The sequence below is a fragment of the Alcaligenes sp. RM2 genome (assembly GCF_052931795.1).
On the sequence record NZ_JBRFIO010000001.1, the window covers coordinates 330,124 to 353,473 of the forward strand.

Here is a 23,350-nt window from a genome sequence, read left to right on the forward strand (position 1 = left end):
ATGACGCGTTACGCCGCCGTTCTGTTTGATTGGGACGGCACAGTTATGGATTCGACGTACTCAATTGCCAGTTCTATTCAGTTGGCCAGTGCGGATCTGCAATTGCCTGTGCCCTCGATTCAGCAAGCCAGCTGGGTTATTGGTTTGTCGCTGGAAAGCGCCTTGTATCGCGCTGTGCCGGATTTGACTGCCGAGCAGATGCCGCTGTTTCTGGAGCGCTATCGGCATCACTTTATGCAGCGCGACCCGCATATCAAGCTGTTTGACGGAATTTTGCCTTTCATGGGTGAACTTCGGGGCCGCCAGATTGCCTTAGGAGTGGCAACGGGTAAAAGTCGTCAAGGTTTGGATAGAGTGCTGCAGCAGGTCAATCTCAGCACTTTTTTTGATGCTACCCGTTGTGCAGATGAAACCCGCAGCAAGCCGGACCCGGAAATGCTGCATCAATTGCTGGCCGAATTGATGTTGGAGCCCGAGCAGGTCTTGATGGTGGGCGATACCGTGCACGATATTCATATGGCGGCCAATGCGGGCATGGATAGCGTGGCTGTCACTTACGGCGCGCATGATCCTCAAACCCTGGCCAAGGCTGAGCCCACGGTCATGGTTGATAATGTGGCGCAAATGCGCGATTGGGTATTGGCACGGATTTAATAGGCGGCAAGCCGGTTTGACGACCATCTTGCCAGACAGGTTCAGGAGATGGAGATGTTCAAATCACGTTCGCAGCCCATACGTCCCTCTGAAATTACCGACGAGTCGGTCTGGCGGGCGCGCCGCCGCCTGCTTTTGCAGGCTCCCGGCGCCTTGGCCCTGGCGGCCAGCTTGCCGGGTCGGGCTCAGGCGGTCCCGGTAGGGCAGGACTTGTCGTTCACGCCTTCCCAGCGCTGGAAACTGGACGATATGCCCACCAGCGAGTCCGATGTCACCTCCTACAATAATTTCTACGAATTTGGCACGGGCAAGGAAGATCCTGCCCGCCATTCGGGGAAATTCAAGACTGAACCCTGGACTTTGCAGATTGACGGTTTGGTGAACAAGCCGCTTACCTTGGATATGGACCGGATATTGAAGCTGGCCCCTTTGGAAGAGCGTATTTATCGTCTGCGTTGTGTTGAAGCCTGGTCCATGGTGGTGCCCTGGGTGGGCTATTCCTTGTCGGCCTTGCTAAAGCAGGCGTCGCCCCAGGGTTCGGCCCGCTTTGTTCGGTTTGAAACAGCGGCGGACCCGGAAACCATGCCGGGTCTACGCTCTCGTATCTTGGCCTGGCCCTATGTGGAGGCGCTACGGTTGGACGAGGCCATGCATCCTTTGACTCTGCTGGCTACTGGTCTGTACGGAAAAAGCCTGCCTGTTCAGAATGGAGCGCCGGTGCGGCTGATCGTGCCGTGGAAGTATGGGTTCAAATCGGCCAAGTCTTTGGTGCGCATCACCTTGACGGACACCATGCCCGAGTCCAGCTGGATGAAGGTGGCTCCGCATGAGTATGGCTTTTACGCCAATGTGAACCCGGAAGTGCCGCATCCCCGCTGGAGCCAGGCCACTGAACGTGTCATCGGTTCGGGATTCTTCGCCACCAAAAAGCCGACTTTGCCTTTTAATGGCTATGCCGAAGACGTGGCAGGTCTTTATGCCGATATGGACTTAAGGCGTTATTACTGATGAGTACCTGGAAGGCTGCGCAGTTGGATAGGCTCAAGCCCTTGGTATTCTTGCTGGGCTTGTTTCCCTTGGGGCGCTGGGTATGGTTGGGTTTCAACAATGGCCTAAGTGCCAATCCAGCTGAATTTTTGACCCGATCCAGTGGGGTTTGGGCCTTGGTGCTCTTGCTGCTGACCCTGGCTTTAAGTCCTGTAAGGCGTTTGCTGGCTCAGCCCGCCTTGGTGCGTTGGCGCCGCATGTTGGGCTTGTTCAGTTTTTTTTATGCAGCTTTGCATACCCTGGCCTGGGCCTGGTGGGATCGCTCGGGCGACTGGCTGTCCATGTGGCAGGACGTGGTGCAGCGGCCCTTGATTGCGATCGGGGTAGTGGCTGTGCTGATTTTATTGGCCCTGACCCTGACCTCCACGCATGGCTGGCAGAAACGTTTGGGTCGTGGCTGGAGCCGCTTGCATCAAACCGTGTATTTGGCGGCGGTCCTTTCCATCCTGCACTTTTACCTGATTCGTACTGGTAAAAATGACGTGGTGGAAGTTTATGTCTATGGTTTGGTTCTAGTGGGCTTGCTGGTTTTGCGCCGCTGGCCCGTATTGAATAAGACAGTGCACTAAGCAAAACAGGTAATGAGCATAAGCCCATTACCTGTTTTTTTATCAATCCAGACTTTGCAGAATGGCGGCTGTTTCGGCATCCAAAGTGCCGTCGTAGCGGGCTGGGCGGTAGTGCATCTGGAAGGCGGCGATCACGTTTTGTGTGGCCTTGTCAAACACGCCGCTGTCAGGCGTTTCGTAGCCTGCTTTGCGCAGCAGGGCCTGGGTTTGAGCGGCAGAGGGCAGGGGACGCGTGGCGTACTGCGCCTGCAGTGCTCGGGCCTGTGATTCCTTGTACCAGCGGCCTATGCCTGCTTGGGCCAGTTCCTTCCAGGGGAAATGAGGGCCGGGGTCCAGCTTGCGTTGTGGGGCAACATCGCTGTGGCCAATAATATTGCGGGCAGACACGCCATGACGCTGAGCCAGGTCTTTCAACAGTGCTTTGATTGCTTCAATCTGCCCGGACGTATACGGAGCCCAGCGACCATCTGCCAAGCGGCCCATATTAACGATTTCGATGCCGATAGAGCCGGTGTTCAGGTCTGTGAAACCGTACCAGGAGCCCAGACCTGCATGCCAGGCGCGGCGTTCCTCTGGAACCAGACGGTAGACAGTGGGACGGCGCTCGTCACTGACCAAGTAATGGGCGCTGACATCACGCTGCGTCAGCACCTTCAAGGAGGTGGCGTGGTCGCCAGCGGTGTAGTGCATGACCAGATAACGCACTCGGCTGTTCTGGCCCTGAGCGCTATAGCTGTCATCAAGTTTGAAGGGACCGCTACTGCCACAGGCCGCCAATAAGGCCGTCAGGCTGAGTACGCCAATCTGAACGCTGCGCTTCAAGGCGGGTGCAAGAAAAGACAGGGATTTCATCTTAACGACCAGCCAGAAACAGGAAAATGCAGGGGGTTTTGTCCAGGGCAGGCGGCTGGCGCTCGCGCCATTGTTCAATGGTGGCAGTCTGGACCAATTCACGTGTACCTGTCAGGTCACGAGCCAGGCACAAGCGTGTTGTGGGCTTGAGGGACTGCAGCAAGGTGCTGTACATGGCCTGGTTGCGATAAGGTGTTTCGATCAGGATCTGGGTTTGTTTCAGAGCTTGGGACTGGCTTTCCCATTGCTTGAGCTGCTTGGCGCGAGCGGCCCCATCTACAGGCGCATAGCCGTGGAATACAAACTGCTGACCGTCCAGGCCGCTGGCCATCAGGCTCAGCAAAATGGAAGAGGGGCCAACGTGAGGGCGCACGGGGATCTTCATTTCGTGGGCCATGGCAACCACCAGCGCACCGGGGTCGGCGACGGCGGGGCAGCCAGCTTCCGATACCAGACCAATGGCTTGACCTTGCAGGGCTGTTTTCAACCACTCACGCATTTCGCCGGGTTTATTGCCGCGCTTGTCCAGCGTGTGAATGGTGATTTCTTGCAGAGGTACCACGGGCTCAACCAGTTTCAGGAAGGCGCGGGCGGTTTTGGCGTTCTCGGCAATAAAGACGGTCAGTTCGCGCGTCAAAGCCTTGACGTCGGCGGGTAGCCAGCCGCTGATCGGGCTCTCGCTTAAGCCTACGGGGATCAGGTGCAAAGGGGCGGCTTGGGGCATGGCGTATCAGTCCTAAACGGAAGGGGGCAAAAGGGTGGGGCGCAAGGGGTTCAAGCCAAAGTGACGCAGCATGGTGCACAGCTCGATCAGCGGCAGGCCAATGATAGCGGTTGGGTCGTCCGAGCGCATGGACTCCATCAGGGCAATACCCAGGCTTTCGGCCTTGGCGCTGCCAGCGGTGTCATACGGTTTTTCCTGCAGCAAATAGTGCTCGATTTCTTCATCACTCAATGCGCGAAAACGACAATTGGTAACAATATCGCTGCACAGAAATTCCTGGCCATCCGTCACGCATAAAGCGCTATGGAAATCGATGTCTTGACCGCTCAGGCGACGCAGTTGTTTCTGCGCACCGGCATGGTCGCCAGGCTTGCCAATAACATCCTGGCCCGATGTGGCGACCTGATCGGAGCCGATCACGAGGGCGCCTGGGTTCAGCTGGCTGATACGGGCCGCTTTTTCACGCGCCAGACGCAGGCTGAGCTGGGCGGGAGCCTCTGCGGGAAGTGGGGTTTCATCAATGTCAGGAGACTGACAGGTGAAAGGCAAGCCCAAACGCGCTAACATAGCGCGGCGATAGACTGAGCTTGATGCAAGGATGAGACGCATAGTGTGTTTTAGCTGTGCTTTGGTTTGACTGCCTTGTGCTTAGCACGGTATTATCTAATGTTTTCTTCGTTATTGAAATGGTTGTGGGCTAGCTTGGCGGTTTGCCGACTGCGCTTTACATGCTTCAATACCGAGGGGCAGGAAAAAAAGCAGTACAAGAAAAAGTGGTAGAGCCCCCAAGCGATACCAAGGCAGTGAAACAAGCAAGCAGCAAACAAGCGAAAGCGACAAATAAAGCAGAACAAACAAGCGGTTCCAGATCCTGGTAAAACCGTGGTTTGATGCCCTAAGCATACTTATGACGACACAGTATATCGACACCTTGAATCTAGCCCGTGCCCCTCAGGAAATGTCGGGCCAGGTGCTGGTGGAAGATTTGTCTCGTCTGGTATCCGATTTGCCCGATCAAGGCGATTTGCGCATTGACTGGAGTGTGTCGGGTCGGGAAGATTCTGCCCGGCGTCGTTTTGTGCATGTGCAGGCCAAAGGTAGTGTCATTTTGGAATGCCAGCGCTGTGTGAAGCCTTTTGAGTGGCCCATCGATATTTCCAACGAAGTACAGATTGTGGCAACCGAGGACGAACTTGAGCTGGATGATGACGATACGGAAGGTCCTGATCGCATCTTGTGTGAAGGCCAGTTGGATGTCCTGGGACTGGTCGAGGACGAGCTGATTCTTAGCGTGCCTTATGTGCCGCGCCATGAGGTTTGTCCCGATGCGCAGTCGCTGTCCATGGAAGCCAAGTCTGACGACCTGGATGAGTCCGCCTTTGAGCGGCCGTCCCCGTTTGCCGTATTGGGCTCGCTCAAGAAGTCTTGATTGTTTGTTACTAATTCGTTAATTTTTTCGGGCTGCACCCATTTATTCGGGGTTGTCCATCTACAGGAGTCATCATGGCTGTTCAGCAGAATAAAAAGAGCCCGTCCCGGCGTAACATGCGTCGTTCGCACGACGCGCTTACTGGTCCTTCGACGGCTATCGAGCCTACGACTGGCGAACTGCACCTGCGTCACCACATCAGCCCTAACGGCATCTACCGTGGCCGTAAAGTGCTGAAAACAAAGAACGACGAGTAATAGTCTCTTTGTCGTTGCAAGCAACATAGGTTGCATGCTTGATGTCTAACAAAAAAATACGTATTGCCATCGATTGCATGGGCGGCGATATCGGTTTATCCGTCACTGTCCCTGCAGCGCTGCTTTTTGCCAAGCGCTATCCGGATGTGCACTGCTTATTGGTTGGCGAGCCTCAGGCCATCGAGCAAACATTGCGTGCGCAAGGTAATGTCGATACCTCCTGGTACGACATTCTTCCCGCATCCGAAGTTGTCACCATGGCCGATTCGGTCGAGGTGGCCCTGCGCCGCAAAAAAGACTCCTCCATGCGAGTGGCTGCCCAGTCCGTCAAGGACGGGATAGCTGATGCCTGCATTTCTGCGGGCAATACCGGCGCATGGATGGCAATTTCGCGCTACGTACTCAAAACTCTGGATGGGATTGATCGCCCAGCCATTGCCACGTCCATCCCTAATCAAAAGGGCGGGGCCACGATCATGCTGGACCTGGGTGCCAATGTGGATTGTTCCGCAGAACACCTGTTGCAGTTCGCCATCATGGGTTCTGCGCTGGCCAGTATCGTGGATCGTCATGAGCGTCCCACCGTGGGCTTGCTCAATATTGGTGAAGAGGTCATCAAGGGCAACGAGGTCGTCAAGAAGGCGGCTGAATTGCTGCGCTCCAGCGGACTGAATTTTTACGGCAACGTAGAAGGCGACGATATCTGCAAAGGTACCGTCAACGTGGTCGTGTGCGACGGTTTCGTGGGCAATGTGGTCCTTAAATCCATTGAAGGGCTGGCCAAGATGGTCGGCAGTATGCTGCGCGACGAATTTACCCGTGACCCCTTGAGCAAAGTGTCCGCTTTGCTGGCTCGTCCTGTCTTGAATCGTTTCCGCGACAGGGTGGATAATCGCCGTCATAACGGTGCGGCCCTTTTGGGTTTACGCGGTATTGTTATCAAGAGTCATGGTTCTGCCGATGCCTACGCTTTCGGTTATGCTTTGCAACGGGCCCGCGGTGCGGTGCTCAATGGTCTGCTCAGCGGTACCAGCCAGGCAGTCGAACGCATCATGCAAAGTGTGAACTTGCATGAAGAGCAAAGCGGCGAACCAGATACACGCCATACTTCAGAGCCCTCGTCCTCATAAGAACGGGCTTGATCGGGAACATAAAATGACGATATTTGCCAAGATTATCGGTACAGGCGGCTACCTGCCTCCTCGGATTGTGTCTAACGATGATCTAGCGGTGGAGCTGGCTCAAAAGGGTATCGAAACCTCCGATCAGTGGATTGTCGAGCGTACCGGTATTCACCAGCGTCATCTTGCCGATCCCGGTGTCCGTACCAGCCACTTGGCAACCCAGGCCGCGCGTCAGGCGCTGGAAGATGCGGGCATTGCTGCCCAGGATCTGGACCTGATTGTGGTGGCTACTTCCACTCCCGATTACGTTTTCCCCAGCACCGCGTGTCTGGTGCAGGCCGAATTGGGCAACAAGGGCGCTGCCGCGTACGACGTACAAGCGGTGTGCAGCGGCTTTGTCTATGCACTGACGACTGCCGACGCCATGATCAAGGCCGGCCGTGCGCGCAATGCGCTGGTCATCGGTGCCGAAGTGTTCTCCAGCATCCTGGACTGGAACGACCGCTCTACCTGCGTCCTGTTTGGCGACGGTGCGGGCGCTGTGGTTCTGCAAGCCAGCGATGAACCCGGTGTTCTGGCTGCCCAGCTCAATGCAGATGGCAGTCAAATGGGTATTTTGTGCGCGGCAGGCAATGTCTCGCACGGTCAGGTAGTGGGCGATCCCTTCCTGCGTATGGATGGTCAGGCTGTGTTCAAGCTGGCTGTCACTTCTCTGGCCGCTTCGGCCAATCAAGTCTGCGAACAGGCTGGCGTCTCTCTGGCCGATATCGATTGGCTGGTGCCGCACCAGGCCAACGTTCGTATCATCAATTTTCTAGGTCGTAAGCTGGGTATCCCCTCCGAGAAGGTGGTTATCACGGTTGATCAACATGCCAACACCTCGGCAGCCAGTGTGCCATTGGCCCTGAATGCCGCTCGCCGGGATGGTCGTATCCGTGCCGGTGATCTGGCGCTGTTGCAAGGCGTGGGTGGCGGCTTTACCTGGGGTTCGGTGCTGGTCCGCTGCTAAGTAGCGCGATCCGGATTACCGCCTCATCTCTTTGGGTTTTTCTACCATGAAAATTGCGTTTGTCTTTCCAGGACAAGGCTCGCAGTCCGTAGGCATGCTCGATGCCTGGGTCGAGTCTGCTGTCGTACAGCAAGCCATTGCACAAGCCAGCCAGTCGCTGGGCCAGGACCTGGCTCAGTTGATGGCACAAGGGCCTGCCGAGGCTCTGAACCTGACTACCAATACTCAACCTGTCATGCTGGCTAGCGCCGTGGCCATGTATCAGGCCTGGATTCAGGCCGGTGGCCCCGCTCCTGCCGTGATGGCCGGTCATAGCCTGGGTGAATACTCGGCCCTGACTGCTGCCGGTGCTCTGAGCCTGGAACAAGCAGTTCCGCTGGTTCGCATCCGTGCCGATGCCATGCAAGCTGCCGTACCTGTGGGTGTCGGTACCATGGCTGCCGTGCTGGGTCTGGATGACGATCAAGTGCGCGATGTGTGTGCTCGTGCCTCTGAGGGACAGCAGATTGTTCAGGCTGTTAACTACAATGCGCCTGCTCAGGTTGTGATAGCCGGGAATGTGGAAGCGGTAGATCGTGCATGTGCGCTGGCTAAAGAAGCCGGTGCCAAGCGTGCCTTGGTGCTGCCTGTATCGGCTCCTTTCCACTCCAGTCTGTTGGAACCGGCAGCTGCTGTGCTGGCCCAGGCTCTGGCCTCGGTTCAAGTGCAAACTCCTGCTATTTCCGTGATCAATAACGTGGACGTAGCCGCGCCTACCGACCCCGAACAGATTAAAGATGCGCTGGTCCGTCAGGCCTGGCATCCCGTGCGCTGGGTTGAGACCATCCAGGCCATGAAGGCCCAGGGAGTCACCCACGTGGTCGAGTGTGGTCCAGGCAAAGTGCTGACGGGTCTGGTCAAGCGTATTGACCGTGATCTGGTCGCCTTGTCGATCAGCGACCCTGCGTCCTTGCAGGCCACTTTGGAAGCCCTGGAGGGAGCATAAATGCAAGAATTGGATCTAAGCGGCAAGACTGCCCTGGTAACCGGCGCATCGCGCGGTATCGGTCAGGCGATTGCTAAAGAGTTGATGGCACGTGGTGCCAAGGTGGTTGGTACCGCTACTTCCGAGTCCGGCGCACAGGCGATTTCCGCTGTGCTGGATCAGAATGGCAGCTACGGCCATGTTTTGAACGTGGACGACCCGGCTGCTTGCGAAGCGCTGATTTCGGCTTTGAGCAAAGAAGACGGTGGCCCGCACATTCTGGTTAATAATGCCGGTATTACGCGTGACAATCTGGCCATGCGCTTGAAAGATGAAGACTGGGATGCCGTTATCCAGACCAATCTAAGTGCCGTGTTCCGCCTGTCGCGTGCCGTTATCCGCCCCATGATGAAAGCCCGCTGGGGCCGTATCATCAGCATCACTTCGGTGGTGGGCGAGAGCGGTAACCCCGGTCAAGCCAACTACGCAGCTGCCAAAGCCGGTGTCGCCGGCATGAGCCGTGCCTTGGCGCGCGAGCTCGGTAGCCGTAACATTACAGTTAATTGTGTCGCTCCGGGCTTTATTGATACGGACATGACACGCTCTCTGACCCCTGAGCAGTCGGCGGCAATTTTGTCGCAAATCCCCCTGGGACGACTGGGTGCTGCTGAAGATATCGCTAATGCGGTAGCCTTCCTGGCCGGGTCGCAAGCGCAATATATTACGGGCAGCACCATCCATGTGAATGGTGGTATGCACATGTAAGGCTTGGCATCGCGCCCGGCTGAGGTAAAATTGCGGGATTATTTGGGGCCTATTGCTTGAGCCGGCGTTGTAAGAATAACGTTGGGCCTCATACAAGAACGCCGTTTTTTGTCATAGCTTATCCCTCTTAGCAGTATGGATTGGCTATAATTTGCGGGAATTTTTCCCAACTTGGAGAATCTGCATGGAAAGCATCGAACAGCGCGTCAAGAAGATCGTCGCTGAACAACTTGGCGTTAACGAAGCCGAGATCAAAAACGAATCTTCTTTTCTCGACGACCTCGGTGCCGACTCGCTCGACATGGTCGAGCTCGTGATGGCGCTCGAAGACGAATTCGAAACCGAAATACCAGACGAAGAAGCTGAGAAAATCACGACGGTCCAGCAAGCTGTGGACTACATCAATTCTCACAGCAAGCAGTAAGTTCAATTAAGAGGGTGGGCGGCATTGTGCACGCCCTCGCTCCAGAGCGGTTTCCAGAGAGTAGCCTGTGCCCGGCGGCTTTAGCTTGCAAGACGCAGTTATTCCCTTTAAACCGCTTTTTTTGTGTTTAGGAGTCATCCGTGAAACGACGTGTCGTGATTACCGGGCTGGGTATTGTTTCCCCGGTCGGCAACGATATTCCTACCGCGTGGGATAACATCGTCAATGGGCGTTCGGGCATCGGGCGTATTACCCGTTTCGATCCTTCGGCCCTAACAGCCCAGATAGCGGGTGAGGTCAAGGATTTTGATTTAACACCATACATTTCGTCCAAAGAAGCCAAGCAGATGGATACCTTTATCCATTACGGCGTGGTGGCAGGTATGCAAGCCTGGAAGGACTGCGGCCTGGACATCAACAGCATCAATGCTGAGCGTGTCGGCGTTATCGTAGGTTCGGGGATTGGTGGTTTGCCCCGCATTGAAGAAACCCAAAAAGATTATCTGGAACGGGGCCCACGTCGGATTTCCCCGTTCTTTGTGCCTGGCTCCCTGGTCAACCTGGTGTCGGGACAGCTGTCCATCGGCCTGGGCCTGAAAGGTCCTAGCTACGCTGTTGTGTCGGCATGTACAACCGGCCTGCACTCCATTGGTGACGCTGCTCGCTTGATCGAGTATGGCGACGCCGATGTGATGATTGCCGGCGGTGCCGAGTCCACCGTGTCCCCGCTGGGTATTGGCGGTTTTGCTGCCATGCGTGCTCTGTCCACCCGTAACGACGATCCTGAAACGGCATCGCGTCCCTGGGATATGGACCGCGACGGCTTTGTGCTGGGTGAGGGCGCTGGTGTGCTGGTGCTGGAAGAGTACGAACACGCCAAAAAACGTGGCGCACGCATTTACGGCGAGTTCTCCGGCTACGGCATGAGCTCTGACGCTCACCATATCACTTCGCCCGACCGTGACGGTCCGCGTCGTGGCGTGATGAATGCCTTGCGTAACGGTGGCATCAACGCTGACGAAGTTCAGTACGTCAACGCACACGGTACTTCCACGCCATTGGGCGATGTGAACGAGTCCGAAGCATTGAAACTGGCTTTTGGCGATCACGCTTACAAGCTGGTGGTCAACTCCACCAAGTCCATGACGGGTCACCTGCTGGGTGCGGCCGGTGGTATTGAAGCGGTGTTCACCACCTTGGCGGTGTATAACCAGATCTCGCCCCCAACCATCAACATCTTCAACCAGGACCCTGCCTGCGACCTGGATTACTGCGCCAACCAGGCGCGTGACATGAAGATTGATGTCGCTCTGTCCAACTCCTTCGGGTTTGGCGGCACTAACGGTTCGATGGTGGTTCGTCGTCTTCGCTAAGCTGGACTGCCCCACTCGTAACGCCCAGTCCTGGTCGATCGGAGCTCCGGCTCCGGTGCGCCGACTGGGCGCTTTTGTCTGTGCCTTGCTTGCAGCAGCCCTGGCCTGGACAATGTCTAGCTGGCAATGGCCCTGGGCCCTGGCAATATTGGCAGGTGCTTTGTGGGCTTATTTTTTGTATGCTCGCAGTCGTGGGGCATGGGATGAGCGCGCTACACTAGCGTATCGTGCAGGGCTATACTCCTTGAAGTGCGAGGGGGCTGCAAAGGAGTCCGTGCAAATAGAGCAGATCTGGCGTTGTGCCTGGTTCATGACCTTGCGTTTGCGCCGTGATTGCTCCAAGGCTTGCCGTACCGTGACCGTATGGCGCCGCGCCCAGTCGCAGCAGGACTGGTGGGCCTTGTCTTTATGTGCCAACCGACTGTCTCATCAGGTCCGTGCTCAGAATAAGGATTCTTAATGAGTGAACGCGATACCGATGCCGAACTAGTTGCACGTGTTCAGCGTGGGGATAAGCGAGCCTTTGACCTGCTGGTACTGAAGTACCAGCGCAAGATCATGCGTCTGCTCAGCCGCATGGTACGTGACCCGTCTGAAGTCGAGGACGTGGCTCAGGAAACCTTCATCAAAGCGTACCGAGCTCTTCCCCAGTTCCGGGGCGAGAGTGCTTTTTACACCTGGCTGTACCGCATTGCGATCAACACGGCCCGTAACTGGCAGGCCTCGGCCGCCCGACGTCCCAATACTTTGCAGAACGTCGAAACTGAAGAAGGTGAAACTTTTGACCGAATCGACAACCTAAGCGATATAAGCACGCCAGAATCGATGATGGTCAGTCGCCAGATTGCTGAAACGGTAAATACAGCGATCCAGGCACTGCCCGAAGAGTTGCGGACGGCTATCGTGCTACGTGAAATAGAAGGTATGAGCTACGAAGATATTGCTCAGACCATGGACTGCCCTATAGGAACTGTACGCTCACGCATCTTTCGAGCCCGTGACGCCATTGCTGCGCAATTGCGTCCCATACTCGATGGTGAAGATAGTGAACGACGGTGGTAAGGATTGATGATGCAAGCCCTGAAATCCCATTCCGATGATGATCAACTCAATGCCTGGGAGGCCGCCGTGTCTTCCTGGGTGGATGGCGAGGCTGAAATACGCCCCGAGGAACTGGACTCCCCCTACGGGCGTCAAGTCTGGGATACCTACCATTTGATTGGTGACGTCATGCGTACCGATGCGCTGGCGATCCGTACGTCGGATCGCTTTTACGCGCGTCTGTCCAAAGCAATTGACGAAGAGCCTACCGTGCTCGCCCCGAATGCCATGAAACGACCCTTGGTGCAGCGCTATGGTGTCAGCGGCCTGGCCGTGGTGGCTGCCGTGGCTGCCGCCTTGTGGGTAGGCCTGCCGTATATGGGGGTGAACTCCGTGCCAGGCACGCTGGTGGCCAGCGCCCAGGATGATCAGCTCTGGAATGATTACGCGGATTTGCACCGCGACTTTGTTGGTGCCGGTCCGGTACGCCATGTTTCCTTTGAAAGTGGAGCCCTGGGTCAATGAGGTCTGTACGTATGCCGTCGCAGATGGGCTTGGCGCGTCTCTATAAGGGCTTGTTTGCCCTTTCTCTGGCGGTGCTGTGCACACCTGTACTGGCTCAGGATGCCAGCGGGCTGGAGCCCCTGGATCTGCCCTGGTTGCAGAAAGTCCATAAAGCGGCGCGTGACCTGGATTATTCCGGGGTCATTATTTACACCCAGGATCAGGCCAGCCAGTCCATGAAACTGGTCCACATTATTGATGGTACCGGCGAGCGCGAGCGTCTGGAGATTCTGGACGGCGAGCCGCGCGAGTTTCTGCGTCAGAACGAAGTCACCCAATGCCTGATTCCCGAAAAGAAAATGGTGGTGATCGAGCGTCGTGAAAACGAACGCTTTCCCAGTTTTCTGGTTGGTGATGTCAGCCAATTACCCAATTTTTACGATATGCGCCGCTTGCCATCGCGCGAGCGCGTGGCCGGTCGCCCTTGCGACCTGATCGAGCTGGTTCCCAAGGATGATCAGCGTTACGGCTACCGCGTGTGTGCCGATACCGATCATCATTTGCTATTGAAAATGCAGACTCTGGACCCACAACAAGAGGTAGTGGATCAGATCGCTTTTGCCTCTGTTGCCTTTGGCGAGCAGGTGGATTTGCAGGAACTGCGTACCAGTTGGAACCCCAGCAAGTGGGAAGTGGTCGAACCCGAAGTACGAAAAATAGATTTGAACGAGCTGGGTTGGCATCTGGCCATGCCTGCCGGTTTTACCTTGCGGTCCGAAATGCTCCGGCCCATGCGTGCGGGGCGTCAGGTTACCCATTTGATGTTGTCTGATGGTCTGGCTGCCATTTCCGTGTTTCTGGAGAAGGTAGGGACCCCTGAAGCAGAAGAAAACAGCCTGGGTGCCTTTCACCGTGGCTCCATGAATATGTACCGCAGTCGCATTAATGATTATGTTTTGACCAGCACGGGTGCCGTACCTGTACAGACCTTGCGCGCCTTGCTGGAAGGTACCCAGTTCACCCCTCTATCCCGGACACATTGACTATCGTCCACCAGGAGTCTTTGAATGGAAAAATCGAGTCAAAAAATGCGTATTCCTGTTCTCTCGGCCTTGACGGCGGCCGTGATGCTGGCGGCGGGTGCGCCTATGGCCTACGCGCAGGCTCAGCCTGTCACGACAACCGAGCAAGTCCAGAGCACGACGCTGGGGCTGCCTGACTTTACTGGCGTTGTTGCCAAGACCGAGGATGGAGTAGTCAATATCCGTACCACCGAGGCCGTCCGGGTGCGCTCCCCCGCCATGGGTCCGGGTTCGGATCCTTATGATATGTTCCGCTGGTTCTTTGGGCCCGATTTCATGCCGCCCGGCATGGCGCCGCAGCGCCCTCGTGGCGGTGGCAATGAAGGCCAGCAGCCTCAAGAGCGCACAGTGCCACGTGGTGTGGGTTCGGGTTTCATCATCTCTGCTGACGGCTACATCCTGACCAATAACCATGTGGTGGCCGACTCCAATGGCATTTTCGTCACGCTGAGCAACGGCAAGGAATATCCAGCCAAGATCATCGGGACGGACGAGCGCACCGACGTGGCCCTGATCAAGATCGAAGCCAAAGACCTGAAGCCCATGGTGATCGGTGATTCCAAGCAGCTCAAGAAAGGACAGTGGGTTCTGGCTATTGGCTCGCCCTTCGGTCTGGAATCCACCGTGACCTCCGGGATTGTCAGCGCCATCAACCGTGAAACCGGCGATTACCTGCCTTTCATTCAGACCGACGTGGCTGTGAACCCTGGTAACTCCGGTGGTCCGCTGATCAATCTGAATGGTGAAGTAGTGGGTGTGAACTCCCAGATCATTTCGCGTAGCGGTGGCTTCATGGGTATTTCCCTGGCCATTCCTATCGACGAAGCCATGAATGTGGTCGAGCAGCTCAAGTCTGACGGCAAGGTGACTCGCGGTCGTATCGGTGTGCAGATCACTCCGGTAGCCGATGATGTCGCTACCGCACTGGGTCTGAAAGACAGCAAGGGAGCCTTGGTCAGCAGCGTGGAAGAGGGCGGTCCTGCCGCCAAGGCCGGTATTCAGTCTGGCGACGTGATCCTGAAGTTCAACGGTCGCACCATTGATCAAATGACAGACTTGCCCCGTATTGTGGGAAGCACCAAACCAGGTCAAAGCTCCACACTGGAAATCTGGCGCAAGGGCAAGTTGCAGACCATCAAGATTGATGTCGAAGAAATGCCTTCCAGCAGCCCAACTGCTGCCGCCAAGGACGAGAAAGACAGTTCTGCTGCCAGCACGGCCGATGCCTTTGGCTTGAAAGTGACGGCAGTTCCTGCTGCTGATCTGAAGCGTTTGGGCGTTGAAAGTGCGGTTCAGGTAACAGAGGCCACGGCCCCTGCCAGCGAAGCCGGTCTGCAGCCTGGTGACCTGATTTTGCGTGTCAACGATAAAGACGTAGGGACGCCGGATCAATACGCTAAAATGGTGGCTTCCTTGGATAAATCCAAAGCAGCAGCCTTGCTGGTCCTGCGTGCAGGGCAGTCGCAATGGGTTTTGATTACGCCATCGAAATAAAAATTCTGTAAAACGGCTAAAATGGTAGTCATTGATGAACTCCGGCCAGGGGCCGGAGTTTTTCCGCCGCTATTCGCGGGGGCAGTTTGCCCCGAATGGATACTGGCTCCACGTGCGCCCGTCTGACAGGACGGGTCTTGCGTTTTCGGCGCGTGGACTGAAAAGGGGCGTCATGTGCGCCCCTTTCTTGTGCCGTCTCTCTGGCATTGCGCCTCAACATTTTCTTTGTTTATTAACGGGTTTATGGATCACATCCGCAATTTCTCTATTATTGCCCACATCGATCATGGCAAATCGACCTTGGCTGACCGCCTGATCCAACGCTGTGGTGGCCTGGCCGACCGCGAGATGTCGACCCAGGTTCTGGATTCGATGGACATCGAGAAAGAGCGTGGCATCACGATTAAGGCCCAGACCGCCGCTTTGCACTACAAGGCTCAGGATGGCAAGGTATACAACCTGAACCTGATCGACACCCCCGGCCACGTTGACTTCTCCTATGAAGTCAGCCGTTCCTTGTCGGCCTGTGAAGGTGCCTTGCTGGTCGTGGACGCTTCCCAAGGTGTGGAAGCGCAGACTGTAGCCAACTGCTATACCGCTTTGGATCAGGGCGTGGAAGTGATTCCAGTGCTCAACAAAATGGACTTGCCTTCGGCTGACCCGGATGCCGCTCGCCAGGAAGTGGAAGACGTGATTGGCATTGATGCCAGTGACGCAATTGCCGCCAGTGCGAAAACCGGCCTGGGTATCGACGAGATTCTGGAAACCATCGTGGCGCGTGTTCCGCCGCCAGTGGGTGATCCGACTGCTCCCTTGCAAGCCCTGATCATTGACTCCTGGTTTGACAACTACGTGGGCGTGGTCATGCTGGTGCGCATCGTCAACGGTGTGCTCAAGCCCAAGGAAAAAATTCTGCTGATGGCCACCCGTGCGACGCACCTGGTCGAGCATATCGGTGTCTTTACCCCCAAGTCTGAAAACCGTCCTCATCTGTCTGCAGGCGAGGTGGGTTTCATTATTGCCGGCATTAAAGAGCTGGAACACGCCAAGGTTGGTGACACCATCACTCTGGCCGGCAAACCGGCTGAAAAAGCCTTGCCGGGCTTCAAGGAAGTGAAGCCTCAGGTGTTTGCCGGTTTGTACCCGGTGGAAAGCAGTGAGTACGACCAGCTGCGCGACTCTCTGGAAAAGCTCAAGCTGAACGACTCGTCCCTGATGTTCGAGCCCGAAGTGTCCCAGGCGCTGGGTTTTGGTTTCCGTTGCGGCTTCCTGGGCCTGCTTCATATGGAAATCGTCCAGGAGCGTCTGGAGCGCGAATTCGACATGGATATCATCACCACCGCACCGTCGGTGGTGTACGAGGTCGAGCGTCGTGACGGCGAAGTCTTGATGATTGAAAGCCCTTCCCGCATGCCGGAAGTGGCCCATATCGAAGACGTACGCGAGCCTATTGTTGTGGTTTCGCTGCTAATGCCGCAGGAATACGTAGGCCCGGTCATGACCCTGTGTACAGCCAAGCGCGGTTTGCAGTTAAATATGACCTATCATGGCCGTCAGGTGAACCTGGTCTATGAGATGCCTCTGGCCGAGATCGTGCTGGACTTCTTTGACCGACTCAAATCGGTATCGCGCGGCTACGCTTCCATGGACTACGAGTTCAAGGAATACCGTTCGGCCGATGTGGTCAAGGTTGATATCCTGATCAACGGCGACCGGGTTGATGCCCTGTCCATGATTGTGCACCGTAGCAACGCCCGTTACCGTGGACGCGAAGTGGTCGCCAAGATGCGCTCTCTGATTCCGCGGCAGATGTTTGATATTGCGATTCAGGCTGCCATTGGCGCCGAAGTTATTTCTCGCGAAAACGTCAAGGCATTGCGCAAGAACGTGCTGGCCAAGTGTTATGGCGGCGATATTTCTCGTAAGAAAAAGCTGCTTGAGAAGCAAAAAGCCGGTAAGAAGCGGATGAAGCAAGTTGGGAACGTGGAAATTCCGCAGGAAGCCTTTTTGGCAATTTTGCAGGTCGAGGATAAGTAATGCTCTGGTCGGCAGCTCAAGCCGACCACAGCCAGGACTGCTTTAATTTCTTTAAAGGAAACCGATGAGCTGGGATTTCGCTCTGATTTTGTTTGTACTGCTGATATTGACCGGCGCAATCTGGTTTTTGGATCGTTTCTCCCTGCGCTCGCGCCGTCTGGCGCGTGCGCAGGCCGCGATGCAGGCGGTACCGGAAACGGCAGCTCAAGACCCCGAGCACTTGCAGCAACTGCGCCAGGACGCTTATGACCAGGCCAACCGTATGCCGTGGTGGATTGAGTATGGCGTCAGTTTTTTCCCAGTCATTCTGTTCGTGTTTGTATTGCGCTCTTTTATCATCGAGCCTTTTCGCATTCCGTCGGGCTCCATGTTGCCCACGCTGAAAAATGGCGATTTGATTCTGGTGAACAAATACGAGTACGGCATTCGCCTGCCTGTCAGTGGTACCAAGGTTGTGCCTTTGGGCCATCCCGAGCGTGGCGATGTGATTGTGTTCCGCTATCCCGTTGATACCACTGTGGATTACATCAAGCGTGTGGTTGGTGTGCCCGGTGACCGCGTGGAGTACCGCGACAAGGTGCTGTCCGTGAATGGTCAAGTCATTACCCAAGTGCGCAGTGGCGATTACTACGAACCGGATCGCTCCGCCTACATTGGGCGCTATCTGGAAGAGCTGGGCAAGGTGCAGCACAATATCTTGCTGAACAAGACTCAGCCTCAGGGTTTGATGCCTATCGTGGCGTTCCCCAACCGCGACTCCTGTGAGTATTTCTCCAACGGTATCTCTTGTGTGGTGCCCGAAGGTAATTACTTCGTCATGGGAGACAATCGCGACAATAGTCTGGACAGTCGTTATTGGGGCTTTGTGCCCGATGAGAATATTGTGGGACGCGCCTTCTTTATCTGGATGAATTTCCGCGAACTTAGCCGTATAGGTCGCTTCCATTAATGAAACGTCTTGCTTTGCTTGAAGCCGCTATCGGCTACTCCTTCAAAGACACAGGCCTGCTTGAGCAGGCCTTGACCCATCGTAGCCACAGCGCTCGCCATAACGAGCGGCTGGAGTTCCTGGGGGATTCGGTCTTGAACTTCACGGTTGCGGCCTTGTTGTTCGACCGTTTCCAACGCATTGATGAAGGCGATCTGTCCCGCCTGCGAGCGAATCTGGTCAAACAGGTCGCTCTGGCGGAAATTGCTACTCGTCTGGGTTTGTCGGATTATTTGCGTCTGGGGGAAGGGGAGCTGAAAAGCGGTGGTTTCCGTCGTCCCTCCATTCTGGCAGACGCGCTGGAAGCCATTTTTGGCGCTGTCTTTCTGGACGCGGGCTTTACGCAAGCCCAAACCGTCATCACCCAGCTCTATGAGCCCATGCTGGTAGATGTGGACCCCAAAACCTTGGGGAAAGATCCCAAGACCTTGCTGCAGGAGCTGCTGCAAGGTCGCAAGCTGGATTTGCCGGTGTATACCGTGGTGGCCACCCATGGCGCAGCCCACGATCAGCTCTTCGATATCGAATGCACGATCGCCAAGCTCAACATCCATGTTCGTGCCAGTGGCAGCAGCCGTCGTGCGGCTGAACAAGCCGCCGCTACGCAGGCCATTGCTATTTTAGAAGCTGAATTTCCAGCCAAGACGACGCGCGCCAGTCGCCATCGTCGCCCCTCACAATTGACACTGCCTGTGGCAGTGTCGCAGGAAACAGAATGACAGAGACCCCTTTTCGCTGCGGCTTCGTGGCTATTGTTGGACGACCGAATGTCGGCAAGTCCACGCTGGCCAATGCCCTGATCGGCAGCAAGATTTCGATCGTGTCGCGCAAGGCGCAGACCACGCGTCACCGCATCAACAGTGTGCTGACGCGTGATCACGATCAAATGGTGTTTGTGGACACCCCCGGTTTTCAGACCAAGCACGGTGGGGCCATGAACCGCATGATGAACCGCGTCGTGACCCAGGCCCTGGCCGATGTGGACGTGGTGGTGCATGTGGTCGAAGCCGGCAAGTGGTCCGCTTCGGACGCCGAATTGCTGCCCATGCTGCCTAAAGGTGGCAAGACCATTCTGGTCATCAACAAGGTGGATGCCTTGAAAAGCAAGAATGACTTGCTGCCCTATATCGCCCGCCTGTCGCAGGAATTCGACTATGGTGCCGTGATTCCGGTCAGTGCTGCCAAGCGTCTGCAACTGGACCCTTTGCTGAACGAGATCGCCTCCCGCCTGCCTGAAGGCGAGGCCATGTTTGACGCTGACACCATTACCGACCGCTCGGTGCGCTTCATTACCTCGGAGCTGCTGCGCGAGAAGATCTTCCGCCTGGTGGGTGACGAGCTGCCGTACGGGTGTACCGTGGTTATCGAACAATGGGACGAGAACGAGCAGGGCGCGCGTATTTCGGCATGCGTGGTGGTGGAGCGTGAAAGCCACCGTCCGATTCTGTTGGGAGCGGGTGGCATGCACATGAAGCGCATTGCAACCGAGGCTCGCCAAGATATTGCCAAGCTGATCGACAAGCCTGTGTTCCTGGATGTGTATATCAAGGTGCGCAAGGGCTGGTCCGATCGTGAAGCGGTCCTGCGCGACCTGGGGTATGAGTAATCCCCGTCATCGCTTTCAGGACGAAGCGGGCTACATACTGCACACCAGTGCCTGGCGTGAAACGTCCCTGATCTGTCATGCCTTTACGCGTAACCACGGGCTGGTGCCCCTGGTCGCGAAAGGCGCTAAAAGGCCGCATTCCATTTTGCGGCCTGCTTTGTCTGTGTTTCAGCCTTTGTTATTGGCCTGGTCGGGCAAGAATGAAGTCAAAACGCTGACACGGGCGGACTGCGCCGGGATTCGCCCCTTGAAAGGTCGTGCCCTGATGTCGGCCTGGTACATGAACGAATTGCTGATTCGTTTGTTGCCGCGTGAAGACCCACATCCTGTTCTGTTCGATGCCTACGAAGAGGCTCTGGTGCACTTGGCCCAGATTCCTCGTCCACCCGTGGCGGGGGCCTTGCGGCGCTTTGAGTGGGTGCTGCTGACCGAAACCGGCTATGGCTTTGATGAAGCCACGCCGGACTTTGACGATCCTGTCGGCGAGCCGGAGTTGCGCATACGCTTGCGCGAACGCCTGAACAGCTTGCTGGGTCGCCCCTTGCATACCCGCTCCGTTCTCATGCAGCTGCAACGCTATTGATATGGCCGTCTCCCTTCCTTCCGTGCTGGTTCTGGATACCTGCGTACTGATCTCCAACGTACTGCGCCGCCTGCTCCTGGCCCTGGCTGACGAGCAGTTGTTCAAGCCTGTCTGGAGTCCGGTGATCGGGGACGAATGGCGGCGTAATGCGGGCAGGTTGTGGAAAGTCATGCCCACCTCTATCGAGGAGCAGTGGGAAGCGCTGCAACAGCGTTACCCCGAAGCCGATTTAGGCGATAGCAGCGAGTTCAAGAAGGACTTGCGCTACTCCGATGCCAAGGACTGGCATGTGATCGCCACTGCCCGTTTGGCACAGCAGCGTTATCCCGGTCAGCCGGTGGGAATCCTGACCCGTAATCTGAAAGACTTTAATCGTTCCGAGCTGCGACGTCTGGGAATCAGCCTGTGGGAGCCGGATCAGTTTTTGGGTTTGCTCATGGCCGCTCATCCGGATGTGATGCAGCGCTTGCTGGATGGTTTGCCCGCTTTGATGCTGACGCCCGAAGCGCAGGCACTGAATACGCATACTTTGTTAAAGCGTGATCGTTTGTTCAGTGTGGGGCAGGCTTATTTGCGGCGTCAGAAAATGGATGAGGCGCACTCATGAAGCAAGGTGTATTGCTGTCGGTCCTGGCCTCCGCTTTATTTGCCTGCCTGTACTACTACGCTACCGTCTTGCACCCGCTCAGTGGCGAGCAGATTTTTGCCTGGCGCATTGTGCTGGGCTTGCCTGCCTTGGCTTTGGTGATCACGCGCGCACGACGCTGGCGGGAGGTACGTTGGGTTCTGCGACACTGGCCCGGTAATTGGCGCTATTTTGCCTTGCTCTTGCTGGCTGCAGCCCTGGTCGGGGTACAGCTCTGGATTTTTGTCTGGGCGCCTTTGCACCAGATGGCGCTGGACGTGTCCCTGGGCTACTTCCTCTTGCCGCTGATGATGGTGCTGGTAGGGCGGGTGATCTACAAAGACAGATTGAGCACTATTCAGTGGATTGCTGTGGCATTGGCCGGCGTGGGTGTGCTGCACGAGCTGTTCCGCGTAGGGAGCGTCTCCTGGGCGACAGCGGTGGTGGTTGTGGGTTATCCACCTTATTTCATGCTGCGCCGTTATCTGCGTCTGGGCTCGCTGGCTTCACTCTGGTTTGATCTGAGCTTCTTGTTCCTGCCAGCTTGCTGGCTGCTCTTTGTTCAAGACACGCAGATGTGGGGCCTGTTCGCGGATCAGCCTCGCTTGATCTGGCAGGTCCCGGTTCTGGGCCTGATCAGTTCCGTTGCACTGGTCAGCTATCTGTCTGCCAGTCGTCAGTTGCCTTTGGCCTTGTTTGGCATTCTGGGTTATGTGGAGCCGGTGCTCTTGTTCTGGGTGGCGTATTTGCTGCTGGACGAGCCCATGAGCGCGAATCAGTGGTGGACCTATATTCCGATCTGGATTGCCATTTCCTTGATGGCGATGGAAGGTTTCATCAAAATGTGGCGACCCGGACCCCCTGTGCCGCCTCCCAAGGCGTAAATTCTGCTAGTTAGTACCAGCCAGTGCCGAAGGGCAGTTAGCGTCTGCCCAGACGTTCTGGGGGCTTCCTGAATGAAGTAGAACTCCGATAGAAAACGACTCCTGAAAGACCCTCTCCAAAGTTGGATAGCTATCCATGCTTTTTGGAAGGACATGACAGGAGTCGTTTTTTTACTACGGGGCTCTTCTAGAGGAGATAGGCCGGGCCGTACCAGACTGGGTCCTGCGCGATATAAGCAGGCTGCTTAGCGCAGTTTCTCCGGGCAGTCAGGTTGATTGCGCAACAAATTTGCCTGGGTCACCGAACAACCCGCTGGTACGTCTTCCGTAATCCAGACATTCCCACCAATCGTGGAGCCCGCACCCAGCGTGACGCGGCCCAGAATCGTGGCACCCGCGTAAATAACCACGTCGTCTTCCACGATGGGGTGACGTGGCTGGCCTTTCAGCAGCAAGCCTTTTTCGTCCTTGCTAAAGCGCTTGGCACCCAGGGTGACGGCCTGATAAATACGAACCCGCTTGCCGATGATGGCGGTCTCGCCAATAACAACGCCGGTGCCGTGGTCGATGAAACAGGAGTGATCAATTTGCGCGCCGGGGTGAATATCAATACCGGTCTGACTATGGGCCAGTTCTGCAATAATGCGCGCCGTCAGGGGCAGTCCCAGATTGGTCAGAGCATGGGCGATGCGGTGATGGATCATGGCCAGCAGACCGGGATAGCACAGCAGTACCTCGTCCACATTGCGGGCAGCCGGGTCGCCTTGATAGGCGGCGACCACGTCCAGATCCAGGGTGCGGCGCAGGTCTGGCAGCTTGTTGGCAAAAGCCTGTATGGCCTTGTGTGCCTGCTCTTCAATGGTTTCGCGATCGTACTTGTCACCACGGAGCAGAGCAGCGCGTTGCAGCTCGATACGCGCCTGTTGCAGCAGCGTATTGAGCGCCTGGCCCAGGTGGTGGCCGACAAAGTGGTCTTCATACTCGCGACGCAGCTCCGGGCTGCCCAGACGCATGGGAAACAGAATGCCTTTGAGCTGTTCGGTCACTTGAATCAAAGCTTGTACCGACGGAAATTCCTGGCCTTCAAGCTCGTTCAAGCGTTGATGCGCCTGTCGCCACTCTTCGCGGGCCCCGCGCAGATTGTCGACGATATGTTGAGTTTCAAAGACTGCCACCAGTGTTCTCCAAAGGGGAAATTTTCTACAAGGTTTACTATACCCGCGCGTCTGAGCAAGGACACGAAAAACAGGGCGCTGCGTCAGGGTGATTCCCTTTGCCATGGCTCAGGCCTGGTCGTGCCGCTTCAAGGCCCCAT

27 protein-coding genes are annotated in these 23,350 nt (G+C 56.3%); 23 read left to right on the plus strand and 4 right to left on the minus strand.

The features are described 5' to 3' along the window. Genes ACU6HM_RS01465 through ACU6HM_RS01475 form a run of 3 tightly spaced genes read left to right on the plus strand, consistent with a single transcriptional unit; the run spans position 1 to position 2,270 of the window. Positions 1-654: an HAD family hydrolase gene (locus ACU6HM_RS01465; RefSeq protein ID WP_009456607.1), complete on the plus strand. Its 654-nt coding sequence runs from the start codon at positions 1-3 to the stop codon at positions 652-654. Positions 655-708: 54 nt separating this feature from the next. Beyond that, a complete protein-coding gene (gene msrP / locus ACU6HM_RS01470; RefSeq protein ID WP_254498973.1) occupies positions 709-1,662 on the plus strand; it encodes a protein-methionine-sulfoxide reductase catalytic subunit MsrP in 954 nt (317 codons plus the stop codon). Continuing rightward, positions 1,662-2,270, plus strand: coding sequence for a sulfite oxidase heme-binding subunit YedZ (locus tag ACU6HM_RS01475; RefSeq protein WP_009456603.1), 609 nt, complete (start codon positions 1,662-1,664; stop codon positions 2,268-2,270). Before msrP ends, ACU6HM_RS01475 begins: the two co-directional genes overlap by 1 nt. Before the next feature lie 42 nt (positions 2,271-2,312). Here the strand turns inward: ACU6HM_RS01475 and ACU6HM_RS01480 are convergent, their stop codons facing one another. From ACU6HM_RS01480 to ACU6HM_RS01490, 3 genes are read right to left on the minus strand one after another with little or no spacing between them, the layout of a single operon-like run. After that, complete coding sequence (locus tag ACU6HM_RS01480; RefSeq protein WP_446763272.1) at positions 2,313-3,122, minus strand: N-acetylmuramoyl-L-alanine amidase; 810 nt, start codon at positions 3,120-3,122, stop codon at positions 2,313-2,315. A 1-nt stretch (position 3,123) separates the two neighbouring features. Further along, positions 3,124-3,846: an SAM-dependent methyltransferase gene (locus ACU6HM_RS01485; RefSeq protein WP_137431422.1), complete on the minus strand. Its 723-nt coding sequence runs from the start codon at positions 3,844-3,846 to the stop codon at positions 3,124-3,126. 12 nt (positions 3,847-3,858) lie between these two features. Further along, a complete protein-coding gene (locus tag ACU6HM_RS01490) occupies positions 3,859-4,413 on the minus strand; it encodes a Maf family protein (protein WP_254002104.1) in 555 nt (184 codons plus the stop codon). Between the two features lie 340 nt (positions 4,414-4,753). On the opposite strand from ACU6HM_RS01490, the gene ACU6HM_RS01495 reads away from it, so the two are divergent. The 20 genes from ACU6HM_RS01495 (at position 4,754) to rarD (ending at position 22,035) form a co-directional block, all read left to right on the plus strand. Beyond that, entirely contained in the window at positions 4,754-5,275 is a 522-nt protein-coding gene (locus ACU6HM_RS01495) for a YceD family protein (RefSeq protein WP_009456592.1), read from the plus strand. Positions 5,276-5,349: 74 nt separating this feature from the next. Next, positions 5,350-5,532: a 50S ribosomal protein L32 gene (gene rpmF / locus ACU6HM_RS01500; protein WP_003800968.1), complete on the plus strand. Its 183-nt coding sequence runs from the start codon at positions 5,350-5,352 to the stop codon at positions 5,530-5,532. Positions 5,533-5,573: 41 nt separating this feature from the next. After that, complete coding sequence (gene plsX, locus ACU6HM_RS01505) at positions 5,574-6,662, plus strand: phosphate acyltransferase PlsX (RefSeq protein ID WP_009456590.1); 1,089 nt, start codon at positions 5,574-5,576, stop codon at positions 6,660-6,662. A gap of 25 nt (positions 6,663-6,687) precedes the next feature. Next, the gene (locus tag ACU6HM_RS01510; RefSeq protein ID WP_009456588.1) at positions 6,688-7,665 is read left to right on the plus strand and encodes a beta-ketoacyl-ACP synthase III; all 978 of its coding nucleotides are present in this window, start codon (positions 6,688-6,690) and stop codon (positions 7,663-7,665) included. A gap of 46 nt (positions 7,666-7,711) precedes the next feature. Continuing rightward, positions 7,712-8,650: an ACP S-malonyltransferase gene (fabD, locus tag ACU6HM_RS01515; RefSeq protein ID WP_446763273.1), complete on the plus strand. Its 939-nt coding sequence runs from the start codon at positions 7,712-7,714 to the stop codon at positions 8,648-8,650. Further along, complete coding sequence (gene fabG / locus ACU6HM_RS01520) at positions 8,651-9,394, plus strand: 3-oxoacyl-ACP reductase FabG (protein ID WP_021446870.1); 744 nt, start codon at positions 8,651-8,653, stop codon at positions 9,392-9,394. Positions 9,395-9,578: 184 nt separating this feature from the next. Continuing rightward, positions 9,579-9,818: an acyl carrier protein gene (acpP, locus tag ACU6HM_RS01525; RefSeq protein ID WP_003800961.1), complete on the plus strand. Its 240-nt coding sequence runs from the start codon at positions 9,579-9,581 to the stop codon at positions 9,816-9,818. A gap of 140 nt (positions 9,819-9,958) precedes the next feature. Further along, complete coding sequence (fabF, locus tag ACU6HM_RS01530; protein WP_021446869.1) at positions 9,959-11,191, plus strand: beta-ketoacyl-ACP synthase II; 1,233 nt, start codon at positions 9,959-9,961, stop codon at positions 11,189-11,191. A 274-nt stretch (positions 11,192-11,465) separates the two neighbouring features. Further along, entirely contained in the window at positions 11,466-11,651 is a 186-nt protein-coding gene (locus ACU6HM_RS01535; RefSeq protein WP_235484275.1) for a hypothetical protein, read from the plus strand. Further along, on the plus strand, positions 11,651-12,253 hold the full coding sequence (gene rpoE / locus ACU6HM_RS01540) for an RNA polymerase sigma factor RpoE (RefSeq protein ID WP_009456579.1): 603 nt from the start codon (positions 11,651-11,653) through the stop codon (positions 12,251-12,253). The genes ACU6HM_RS01535 and rpoE overlap by 1 nt, the downstream gene beginning before the upstream one ends. Before the next feature lie 6 nt (positions 12,254-12,259). Then, on the plus strand, positions 12,260-12,757 hold the full coding sequence (locus tag ACU6HM_RS01545) for a sigma-E factor negative regulatory protein (protein ID WP_446763274.1): 498 nt from the start codon (positions 12,260-12,262) through the stop codon (positions 12,755-12,757). Continuing rightward, the gene (locus ACU6HM_RS01550; RefSeq protein ID WP_230940648.1) at positions 12,754-13,779 is read left to right on the plus strand and encodes a MucB/RseB C-terminal domain-containing protein; all 1,026 of its coding nucleotides are present in this window, start codon (positions 12,754-12,756) and stop codon (positions 13,777-13,779) included. The genes ACU6HM_RS01545 and ACU6HM_RS01550 overlap by 4 nt, the downstream gene beginning before the upstream one ends. Positions 13,780-13,803: 24 nt before the next feature. Then, a complete protein-coding gene (locus tag ACU6HM_RS01555) occupies positions 13,804-15,312 on the plus strand; it encodes a DegQ family serine endoprotease (RefSeq protein ID WP_009456573.1) in 1,509 nt (502 codons plus the stop codon). 243 nt (positions 15,313-15,555) lie between these two features. Then, the gene (gene lepA, locus ACU6HM_RS01560) at positions 15,556-17,349 is read left to right on the plus strand and encodes a translation elongation factor 4 (protein ID WP_009456571.1); all 1,794 of its coding nucleotides are present in this window, start codon (positions 15,556-15,558) and stop codon (positions 17,347-17,349) included. Between the two features lie 64 nt (positions 17,350-17,413). Then, entirely contained in the window at positions 17,414-18,298 is an 885-nt protein-coding gene (gene lepB / locus ACU6HM_RS01565) for a signal peptidase I (protein WP_009456564.1), read from the plus strand. Further along, the gene (rnc, locus tag ACU6HM_RS01570) at positions 18,298-19,056 is read left to right on the plus strand and encodes a ribonuclease III (RefSeq protein ID WP_446763275.1); all 759 of its coding nucleotides are present in this window, start codon (positions 18,298-18,300) and stop codon (positions 19,054-19,056) included. Before lepB ends, rnc begins: the two co-directional genes overlap by 1 nt. Next, positions 19,053-19,943 (plus strand): GTPase Era, encoded by an 891-nt coding sequence (era, locus tag ACU6HM_RS01575; protein WP_009456562.1) that lies wholly within the window; start codon positions 19,053-19,055, stop codon positions 19,941-19,943. The genes rnc and era overlap by 4 nt, the downstream gene beginning before the upstream one ends. Beyond that, positions 19,936-20,526: a DNA repair protein RecO gene (gene recO / locus ACU6HM_RS01580; RefSeq protein WP_026483095.1), complete on the plus strand. Its 591-nt coding sequence runs from the start codon at positions 19,936-19,938 to the stop codon at positions 20,524-20,526. Before era ends, recO begins: the two co-directional genes overlap by 8 nt. A gap of 1 nt (position 20,527) precedes the next feature. Next, the gene (locus tag ACU6HM_RS01585) at positions 20,528-21,133 is read left to right on the plus strand and encodes a PIN domain-containing protein (RefSeq protein ID WP_254498976.1); all 606 of its coding nucleotides are present in this window, start codon (positions 20,528-20,530) and stop codon (positions 21,131-21,133) included. Beyond that, entirely contained in the window at positions 21,130-22,035 is a 906-nt protein-coding gene (gene rarD / locus ACU6HM_RS01590; RefSeq protein ID WP_250755912.1) for an EamA family transporter RarD, read from the plus strand. The genes ACU6HM_RS01585 and rarD overlap by 4 nt, the downstream gene beginning before the upstream one ends. Positions 22,036-22,280: 245 nt before the next feature. On the opposite strand, the gene epsC is transcribed toward rarD, so the two are convergent. Next, the gene (epsC, locus tag ACU6HM_RS01595; RefSeq protein ID WP_021446866.1) at positions 22,281-23,210 is read right to left on the minus strand and encodes a serine O-acetyltransferase EpsC; all 930 of its coding nucleotides are present in this window, start codon (positions 23,208-23,210) and stop codon (positions 22,281-22,283) included. Positions 23,211-23,350: the final 140 nt, after the last annotated feature.

Coding starts and splice junctions, on each gene's coding strand:
- ACU6HM_RS01465 (WP_009456607.1), top strand. CDS start 1: ATGACGCGTTACGCCGCCGTTCTGTTTGATTGGGACGGCACAGTTATG.
- msrP (WP_254498973.1), top strand. CDS start 709: ATGTTCAAATCACGTTCGCAGCCCATACGTCCCTCTGAAATTACCGAC.
- ACU6HM_RS01475 (WP_009456603.1), top strand. CDS start 1,662: ATGAGTACCTGGAAGGCTGCGCAGTTGGATAGGCTCAAGCCCTTGGTA.
- ACU6HM_RS01480 (WP_446763272.1), bottom strand. CDS start 3,122: ATGAAATCCCTGTCTTTTCTTGCACCCGCCTTGAAGCGCAGCGTTCAG.
- ACU6HM_RS01485 (WP_137431422.1), bottom strand. CDS start 3,846: ATGCCCCAAGCCGCCCCTTTGCACCTGATCCCCGTAGGCTTAAGCGAG.
- ACU6HM_RS01490 (WP_254002104.1), bottom strand. CDS start 4,413: ATGTTAGCGCGTTTGGGCTTGCCTTTCACCTGTCAGTCTCCTGACATT.
- ACU6HM_RS01495 (WP_009456592.1), top strand. CDS start 4,754: ATGACGACACAGTATATCGACACCTTGAATCTAGCCCGTGCCCCTCAG.
- rpmF (WP_003800968.1), top strand. CDS start 5,350: ATGGCTGTTCAGCAGAATAAAAAGAGCCCGTCCCGGCGTAACATGCGT.
- plsX (WP_009456590.1), top strand. CDS start 5,574: ATGTCTAACAAAAAAATACGTATTGCCATCGATTGCATGGGCGGCGAT.
- ACU6HM_RS01510 (WP_009456588.1), top strand. CDS start 6,688: ATGACGATATTTGCCAAGATTATCGGTACAGGCGGCTACCTGCCTCCT.
- fabD (WP_446763273.1), top strand. CDS start 7,712: ATGAAAATTGCGTTTGTCTTTCCAGGACAAGGCTCGCAGTCCGTAGGC.
- fabG (WP_021446870.1), top strand. CDS start 8,651: ATGCAAGAATTGGATCTAAGCGGCAAGACTGCCCTGGTAACCGGCGCA.
- acpP (WP_003800961.1), top strand. CDS start 9,579: ATGGAAAGCATCGAACAGCGCGTCAAGAAGATCGTCGCTGAACAACTT.
- rpoE (WP_009456579.1), top strand. CDS start 11,651: ATGAGTGAACGCGATACCGATGCCGAACTAGTTGCACGTGTTCAGCGT.
- ACU6HM_RS01545 (WP_446763274.1), top strand. CDS start 12,260: ATGATGCAAGCCCTGAAATCCCATTCCGATGATGATCAACTCAATGCC.
- ACU6HM_RS01550 (WP_230940648.1), top strand. CDS start 12,754: ATGAGGTCTGTACGTATGCCGTCGCAGATGGGCTTGGCGCGTCTCTAT.
- ACU6HM_RS01555 (WP_009456573.1), top strand. CDS start 13,804: ATGGAAAAATCGAGTCAAAAAATGCGTATTCCTGTTCTCTCGGCCTTG.
- lepA (WP_009456571.1), top strand. CDS start 15,556: ATGGATCACATCCGCAATTTCTCTATTATTGCCCACATCGATCATGGC.
- lepB (WP_009456564.1), top strand. CDS start 17,414: ATGAGCTGGGATTTCGCTCTGATTTTGTTTGTACTGCTGATATTGACC.
- rnc (WP_446763275.1), top strand. CDS start 18,298: ATGAAACGTCTTGCTTTGCTTGAAGCCGCTATCGGCTACTCCTTCAAA.
- era (WP_009456562.1), top strand. CDS start 19,053: ATGACAGAGACCCCTTTTCGCTGCGGCTTCGTGGCTATTGTTGGACGA.
- recO (WP_026483095.1), top strand. CDS start 19,936: ATGAGTAATCCCCGTCATCGCTTTCAGGACGAAGCGGGCTACATACTG.
- ACU6HM_RS01585 (WP_254498976.1), top strand. CDS start 20,528: ATGGCCGTCTCCCTTCCTTCCGTGCTGGTTCTGGATACCTGCGTACTG.
- rarD (WP_250755912.1), top strand. CDS start 21,130: ATGAAGCAAGGTGTATTGCTGTCGGTCCTGGCCTCCGCTTTATTTGCC.